The organism is Pseudomonas protegens, assembly GCF_003732485.1.
GTDB lineage: Bacteria > Pseudomonadota > Gammaproteobacteria > Pseudomonadales > Pseudomonadaceae > Aquipseudomonas > Aquipseudomonas protegens_B.
Genome location: NZ_MOAK01000078.1, coordinates 70992 through 77875 on the forward strand (window position 1 = coordinate 70992; position 6884 = coordinate 77875).

At 66.1% G+C, this 6884-nt stretch carries 7 protein-coding genes; all 7 read left to right on the top strand.

The window, feature by feature from the left end:
* Positions 1 to 1667 (top strand): DUF2341 domain-containing protein (locus tag BLX41_RS20735; RefSeq protein ID WP_259745044.1); only part of this gene is annotated, 1667 nt, incomplete at its 5' end.
* Between the two features lie 11 nt (positions 1668 to 1678).
* On the top strand, positions 1679 to 2104 hold the full coding sequence (locus BLX41_RS20740; RefSeq protein ID WP_011061113.1) for an ExbD/TolR family protein: 426 nt from the start codon (positions 1679 to 1681) through the stop codon (positions 2102 to 2104).
* 3 nt (positions 2105 to 2107) lie between these two features.
* Entirely contained in the window at positions 2108 to 2824 is a 717-nt protein-coding gene (locus BLX41_RS20745; protein ID WP_102879159.1) for an energy transducer TonB family protein, read from the top strand.
* A 40-nt stretch (positions 2825 to 2864) separates the two neighbouring features.
* Positions 2865 to 4556 (top strand): putative porin, encoded by a 1692-nt coding sequence (locus BLX41_RS20750; RefSeq protein ID WP_123726393.1) that lies wholly within the window; start codon positions 2865 to 2867, stop codon positions 4554 to 4556.
* 17 nt (positions 4557 to 4573) lie between these two features.
* Positions 4574 to 5221: a DNA repair protein gene (locus BLX41_RS20755; RefSeq protein ID WP_123726394.1), complete on the top strand. Its 648-nt coding sequence runs from the start codon at positions 4574 to 4576 to the stop codon at positions 5219 to 5221.
* Between the two features lie 20 nt (positions 5222 to 5241).
* Positions 5242 to 5727, top strand: coding sequence for a YbjN domain-containing protein (locus BLX41_RS20760; protein ID WP_123726395.1), 486 nt, complete (start codon positions 5242 to 5244; stop codon positions 5725 to 5727).
* A 92-nt stretch (positions 5728 to 5819) separates the two neighbouring features.
* On the top strand, positions 5820 to 6824 hold the full coding sequence (locus BLX41_RS20765) for a peptidylprolyl isomerase (protein WP_259745045.1): 1005 nt from the start codon (positions 5820 to 5822) through the stop codon (positions 6822 to 6824).
* The last annotated feature ends 60 nt before the right edge of the window (positions 6825 to 6884 follow it).

Genomic DNA, 6884 nt, shown 5'->3' on the forward strand with positions numbered 1-6884 from the left:
GCACCGCGCTGCTGGTGCGCCTGCACACCGGCAACTTCACTTTCGACGGGGTCAAGGAAGACGGCGCCGACCTGCGCTTTGTCGCCGCCGATGACAAGACCCTGCTCAACCACCAGATCGAAAGCTTCGACCCGCTGATGGGTATGGCGTTGATCTGGGTCGATGTGCCCAAGGTCGAAGGCGGCCAGCGCCAGGACATCTGGATGTACTACGGCAACCAGAAGGCCCCGAGCACGGCCAATGGCCAACTGACCTTCGACCCCAGCTACACCGCGATCTACCACTTCGACGGCAGCAACGGTACGCCGGCGAAAGACACCACCGCCTACGGCAACACCGCGCAGAACGCCACCGGCGCGGCGATCGACGGGGTGATCGGCCGGGCCCTGCAGTTCAGCGGCCAGCCGCTGCTGCTGCCGGCCAGCCCGTCGCTGCAGCACAACGCCGGCGGCGCCTTCACCTTCAGCGCCTGGGTGCGCCTGGACCAGGCCAGCGGCGAACAATTGCTGCTGGCTCGCCGCGAAGGTGCCGGCAGCCTGCTGATCGGCATCAACCAGGGCATGCCCTTTGTTGAAGTGGACGGCCAGCGCGCCGCCTCCACCCAACCGCTGAACCCGGGGCAGTGGCAGCACCTGGCCCTGAGCGGCGAGGGCAGCCGGCTGGCGCTGTACGTCAATGGCCGCGAGACCGCGAGCCTGGCCCAGGCCATTCCCACTTTCAATTCGCCATTGGCCATCGGTGCCGATTTGCCGGCGGCCGCCGGGGTCGAGGCCAGCCACTTCCAGCCGTTCACCGGGGCCCTGGACGAGCTGCGCCTGTCCAAGGTGGCGCGTCCGGCGGCGCTGATCCTGGCCGATGCCAGCGCCCAGGGCGCCGAGTCGAAGCTGGTGGTCTACGGCGTCGATGAAGAACAGTCGGGCTTCGGTTTCGGCAGCCTGGGTTTCCTGCTCAAGGCGGTGCCGGTGGATGCCTGGGTGATCATCCTGGTGCTGGTGGGGATGATGATCCAGTCCTGGGTGATCATGCTGCGCAAGAACCGCATGGTCAGCCGGGTCAGCGCTGCCAATGCGCTGTTCCGCGAGCAGTTCGCCAAGGTCGGCACCCGCCTGGAGATGTTCGCCGACGATCAAGTCCTGGCCAGTCGCCTGGAGCATTCCTCGCTGTGGCGCCTGTACCTGGTGGCGGTGAAAGAGATCCGCACCCGCCGCGAGCAGGGCGCCGATACCTCGTCGGTGTCGGCGGCCACCATCGAGGCCATCCGCTGCTCCATGGATGGCGTGCGCACCCGGGAAAACCAGCAGCTGAGTTCCAAGCTCTCGACCCTGTCCAACGCCATTGCCGGCGGCCCCTACATCGGCCTGTTGGGCACGGTGCTGGGGATCATGGTGGTGTTCCTCGGCACCGCCATGGCTGGTGACGTCAACATCAACGCCATCGCCCCGGGCATGGCCGCGGCCTTGCTGGCCACCGCCATGGGCCTGTTCGTCGCGATTCCGGCGCTGTTTGGCTACAACCGCCTGATCACCCGCAATAAGGAGGTCGGCGCCGACATGCGGGTGTTCGTCGACGAGTTCATCACCCGGTTGGCGGAGCTGCATGGCGAGAGCCAGCACAGCGAGAACGCCCACTGGCGGGTCAGTCACAGCAACACGTCGGTTCCGGCCTGAGGAGAACTGCCATGGCTTCCGTGAACGCCTCCCATGACGACGAAGACGATGCCGCCGTCGACAGCATCAACATCACGCCCCTGGTGGACGTGCTGATGGTGGTGCTGGTGATGTTCATCCTCACCGCCACCGCCCAGGTTTCGGGCATCCAGATCCACCTGCCCAAGGCCAGCGCCTCGGTGTCGCTGTCCGAGGCCAAGACCAAGGCCATTTCGGTGAACGACGGCGGTCAGGTGTTTCTCGATGCCTACCCGGTGACCCTGGGCGAGCTGGAAGAGCGCCTGCGCATCGAGAAAGCGCAGAACCCGGACTTCCCGATCATCGTCCGTGGCGATGCCACGGTGCAGTACCAGAAGGTCATCGAAGTCCTCGACCTGCTGCGCCGCCTGGAGTTGTCCCAGGTCGGCCTGGTCACCGGCAAACCGAGCCAGGGCTGAGCCATGACTGCACAACAACCCATCGAACTGCCTCCGGTGCAGAACAAACCGCGAGCCGTGCAGCTGCTGAAGTGGGGCGCCGGATTGCTGCTGGGGGCCGTGGCCGCCTGGTTTTTGTGGCAGTGGGCCAATGACATGGCCGGGGTGCGCCGGGAGGCGCCCAAAGTGCCAACCATCATCCCGCTGCCGCCGCCTCCGGAAACGCCGCCACCGCCGCCGGAAAAACCCAAGGAGCCGGAGCCGGTGGAAGAAAAGATCCCGGAACCCGAACCCACGCCCACCCCCGAGGAGGTCAAGCCGGAGGAGGAAGCACCACCATCGCCGGCGGACGATCTGGCCAACCCGATGCAGATCGACGGCGATGCCCAGTCCGGCAACGACGGTTTCAACGTCGGTGCCGGCAAGGGCGGCGGCATGGCCGGCGCCGGTGGCGGCGGGTTGGGCACCGGCACCTACAAGCAGTACCTGGCGGCGACCTTCCAGCGTGCGCTGCGCGAGGACCCGGAGCTGCGCAAGAAGGCTTATGCGCTGCAGGTGGACCTGTGGCTGGGCGCCGACGGGCAGGTGACCCGCGCCGAGCTGGCCGGCTCCAGTGGCAACCCCGAGACCGACCAGCAGGTGCTGGCGGCTCTGCGGGCCACGCCGCGCCTGAAAGAGCGCATGCCGGCCTCCCTGACCTTGCCGGTGCGCCTGTCCCTCAAGGGCCGGCGTCCGGAATGAGCGAACCCCTATTTGCAGTTTCTACAGGAGTTGTGTGCAGATGATTTCCACCGTGAATCGATTGACCCTGGCGCTCGGCATGGTCGCCCTGACCCTGGCCGGACAGGCCGCGGCTGCCGCCGCGCCTTCGGAGAACGCCACGATCAACCTGATCCGTCTGTTGGTGCAGCAGGGGGTATTGAAGCAGGAGCAGGCCGACGGCCTGATCGCCCAGGCCGAGAAAGAGGCCCAGCAGGCCCGCGCCGCCACCGCCGTGGCGGCAACCGGCCCCGCTGCGGCCCCCGGTGATGTGCGGGTGCAGTACGTGCCGGCCATCGTCCGCGAGCAGATCCGCGATCAGGTCAAGGCCGAGGTCATGGCCACCGCCAAGCAGGAAAACTGGGCCCAGCCCAACACCTTCCCGGACTGGGTCTCGCGCATCAGCTTTGACGGTGACATCCGCCTGCGCCTGGAGTCGCGGTTCTTTGCCGACAACAACAGCAACGAGATCGTCGACTACGCCAAGCTCAACGACAACGGCCCCTACGACGTCAACAAGGACACCAACAGCAAGCTGCCGCCGCTGCTCAACAGCCGCGAGGACCGCGACAACCTGTTCCGCCTGCGGGCACGCCTGGGGATGAAGGCGGTGATCTCGCCGGAATGGACCGCCGGCATCCGCATCGGCACCGGCTCGGACAACAATCCGGTGTCCACCACCCAGACCCTGGGCGGCGGCTTCGGCAAGAAGGACATCTGGCTCGACCAGGGCTACCTGACCTGGAAGGCCACCCAGGACCTGACCCTGACCGGAGGGCGGATCGCCAACCCGTTCTATGCAACCGACATGCTGTACTCCAACGACCTCAACTTCGACGGCGTGGCGGCGATCTTCAACCACAAGCTGAGCAGCGACTGGGGCCTGTTCGGCACCCTCGGCGCCTTCCCGGTGGAGTACACCAACGACACCGCCACCAGCAACGGTTTCGACAAGAACGAGAGCGACACCAAGTGGCTGTTCGGCGGGCAGGTCGGCGCCAACTGGAAGATCAACCGCAGCAACAGCCTCAAGGGCGCCCTGGCCTACTACCGCTTCGACGACATCGAGGGCCAGCGCTCCAGCCCTTGCGCGCCCTGGGCCGGGGCCCCGGGCTGCGACACCGATGGCTCGCGGGTCGCCTTCATGCAGAAGGGCAACAGCGTGTTCCTGCTGCGCGACATCACCCCCAACCCGGCCACGCCGGGCCTGACCCCGCAGCCGCAGTTCGTGGGCCTGGCCTCGAAGTTCGACGTGCTCGACCTGAACCTGGCCTGGGACACCGAATTGCCGGACGACCTGCGCCTGCGCAGCCAGACCAACTTCATTCGCAACCTGGCCTACGACAAGGGCGAGATGCTCAAGCGCAGCGAGGGCGAGATCGTCAACAACATCAACAGCCAGGGCCAGTTCGAAAGCGGCGGCAATGCGCTGATGGTGCAGTTCACCCTGGGCAACGCCCTGGAGATGAAGAAGTCCGGCGACTGGAACCTGCTGGCTGGCTACAAGTACATCCAGCCCGATGCCTTGCCCGACGGTTTCAACGATTCCTCGTTCCATCTGGGCGGCACCAACGCCAAGGGCTATTTCGTCGGCGGCAACTACGGCATCGACAAGAACATCTACGCCACGGCCCGCTACATGAGCGCCTCGGAAGTCTACGGGCCGCGTTATGAAGTCGACGTGATGCAGCTTGAACTCAACACGCGCTTCTAAGTGCAGGGAGGAAGGTTATGAACAGCCGAGCGAGGGCAGGGGCGGTCAGCCTGTTAGTGGCCTGGGGCGTGCTGGCCAGCGCCAGCGCTAGCGCCGAAGGCATGGAGGAGCGCCTGCGCACCCAGTTGCGCAGCACCACCCAGCAGTTGCAGGCCCTGCAAAGCGAGCAGGCCCAGGCTGCGGCGGCGCGGATCGCCGCCGAGAACGCGGCCAAGCAAGCCCAGGCCGAGGTCAAGCAACTGACGGCCGAGCTGGCCAAGACCCGCGGCGTGGCCGAGCAACTGGTCGGCCAGCAGCAGAACCTGCAAAGCCAGGCCCAAGCCCAGGCGGCGGCCAGCAGCGAGCAGTTGGGCAAGTTCAAGAAAGCCTACGAGGACCTGTTGGTGCTGGCCCGGGGCAAGGAAGCCGAGCGGGCGAAATTGCAGGCGCAATTGAGCGAACGTGACACACAAGTGCAGCAATGTGCGGTCAAGAATCAGCAGATGTACGGCATCGCCAAACAGATTCTGGCGGCCTACGAAAAAATCGATGTGGCTGAGCTGGTGAAAATCCGCCAGCCCTTCGCCGGCAGCGCCCGGGTCAAGTTCGAGGAACTGGCCCAGGGCTTTGGCGACGAGCTTTACCAGACCCAGTTCGACGCCCCCCGGGCGGCGAGCACCCACTGATCACCAGGGAAGAGATGACCATGACTTTGATTACCAGCGTCACCACCGAAAGCCTCACCGACCTGCTGCAAGGCGCCGGCTACCGGGTCAACCAGACCGAACAGAACGGCATCGTGCAACTGCTCAGCGCCAGCCAGGGCATCGGCTACGCCGTGCGTTTCGGCAACCCGGGCAGCGAAGCCGGGCACTACGTGGACTTCACCTACAGCTGCGCCTTGCGGGTGCAGGGCGAGCTGCCGGCGGGGCTGGCGGAACTGTGGAACGCCTCACGGCGCTTTGCCCGGCTGTCGCTGCAGGGCGAATTCCTGGTGATGGAGATGGACGTGGTGGTGGCCGGGGTCGGCGAGACTCACCTGCGCAGCCAGCTGGAACTGTGGGATCGGTTGCTGCAGGAGTTCATCGTCTACCTGCGTGAATACAGCCAGCAGGCGGCCCAGTTGCAGGCCCAGGCCGAGCAGCCCCAGGCGCCGCAAAGCCAACCCCAGGAAGAGGCGGCCACCCTGTGAAAAAGCCCACCCTATTCAGGCGGCGTGAAAACGTCGCAAGTGAAGGCAGGACAAGGCAAAAACAGGCGAGAAAGCGGAGTTTAGGGGCCTAAATGAGCATTTCGAGCCTGTTTTTAACGCAGTACTGCCGAACGCAGCAGTTTTCACGCCGCCTGCTGGTGGTCGGTGCCGGGGCACTGAGCTTGCTCGGCCTGGCGTTGGGCCTGGCCCTGCGCCCGGGCAATGACCCGGTGGCGGCGCAGCAGCCGGCCCCGACCCTGCTGCAACAACAAGTGGCGTCTACGCCCGCCGTGGCGCGCCTGGGCAATCAGCAGGTGGCGGCCGAGGAGCTCAAGAGCTTGTTTGCCAGCCTGCCCGAGGAATCCCGGGGGCAATTGCGTGGCAACCGCCCGGCCCTGGAAGCCTGGATACGTTCACGTTTGGCAGAAAAGGCCGTGCTGGAACAGGCCGATGCCCAGGGTTGGCGCCAGCGCCCGGAGGTGGAGCAGCAGACCCGCGCCGCCACCGAGCAGATCGTGTTTCGCGACTACCTGCAGTCGGTCAGCCAGGTGCCGTCGGACTACCCCAGCGCCGCCGAACTGCAGCAGGCCTATGACAGCGGCAAGGCGGCGTGGATGACCCCGCCGTTGTACCGGGTCAGCCAGATCTTCCTGGGCGTCGCCGATCCTCAGGCAGCCGAGCAGGTACGCCGCCAAGCGCAGGAACTGAGCCGCAAGGCCCAGGCCGCGCCGGGTGAGTTTGCCGCCTTGGCGGCGCAGTATTCCCAGGACCGCGACAGCGCCCAGCACGGCGGTGACTCGGGGCTGCAACCTTTGCAGCAACTGGTGCCTGAGGTGCGTAGCACCGTGGCCCGGCTCAAGGTCGGTGGTGTCTCTGAGGTGGTGCAGAGCGCGGCGGGTTTCCACGTGCTCAAGCTCACCGAACAGCAACCGGCGCGCACTGCCAGCCTGGACGAACTGCGTGATCGCCTGACCCAGGCCCTGCGCGCCCAGCGCCAGGAGCAGATCGCCAAGGCCTACCTGGAAGGCATGCTCAACACCGCGACCCTGAGCATCGACGGCGCCGTACTGAACCAGGTCCTGGAGGACAAGCTGTAGGCGCTGGCTTGCCAGCGAAGGCGATCTCACAGGCCCCTTCGCCGGCAAGCCGGCTCCTAC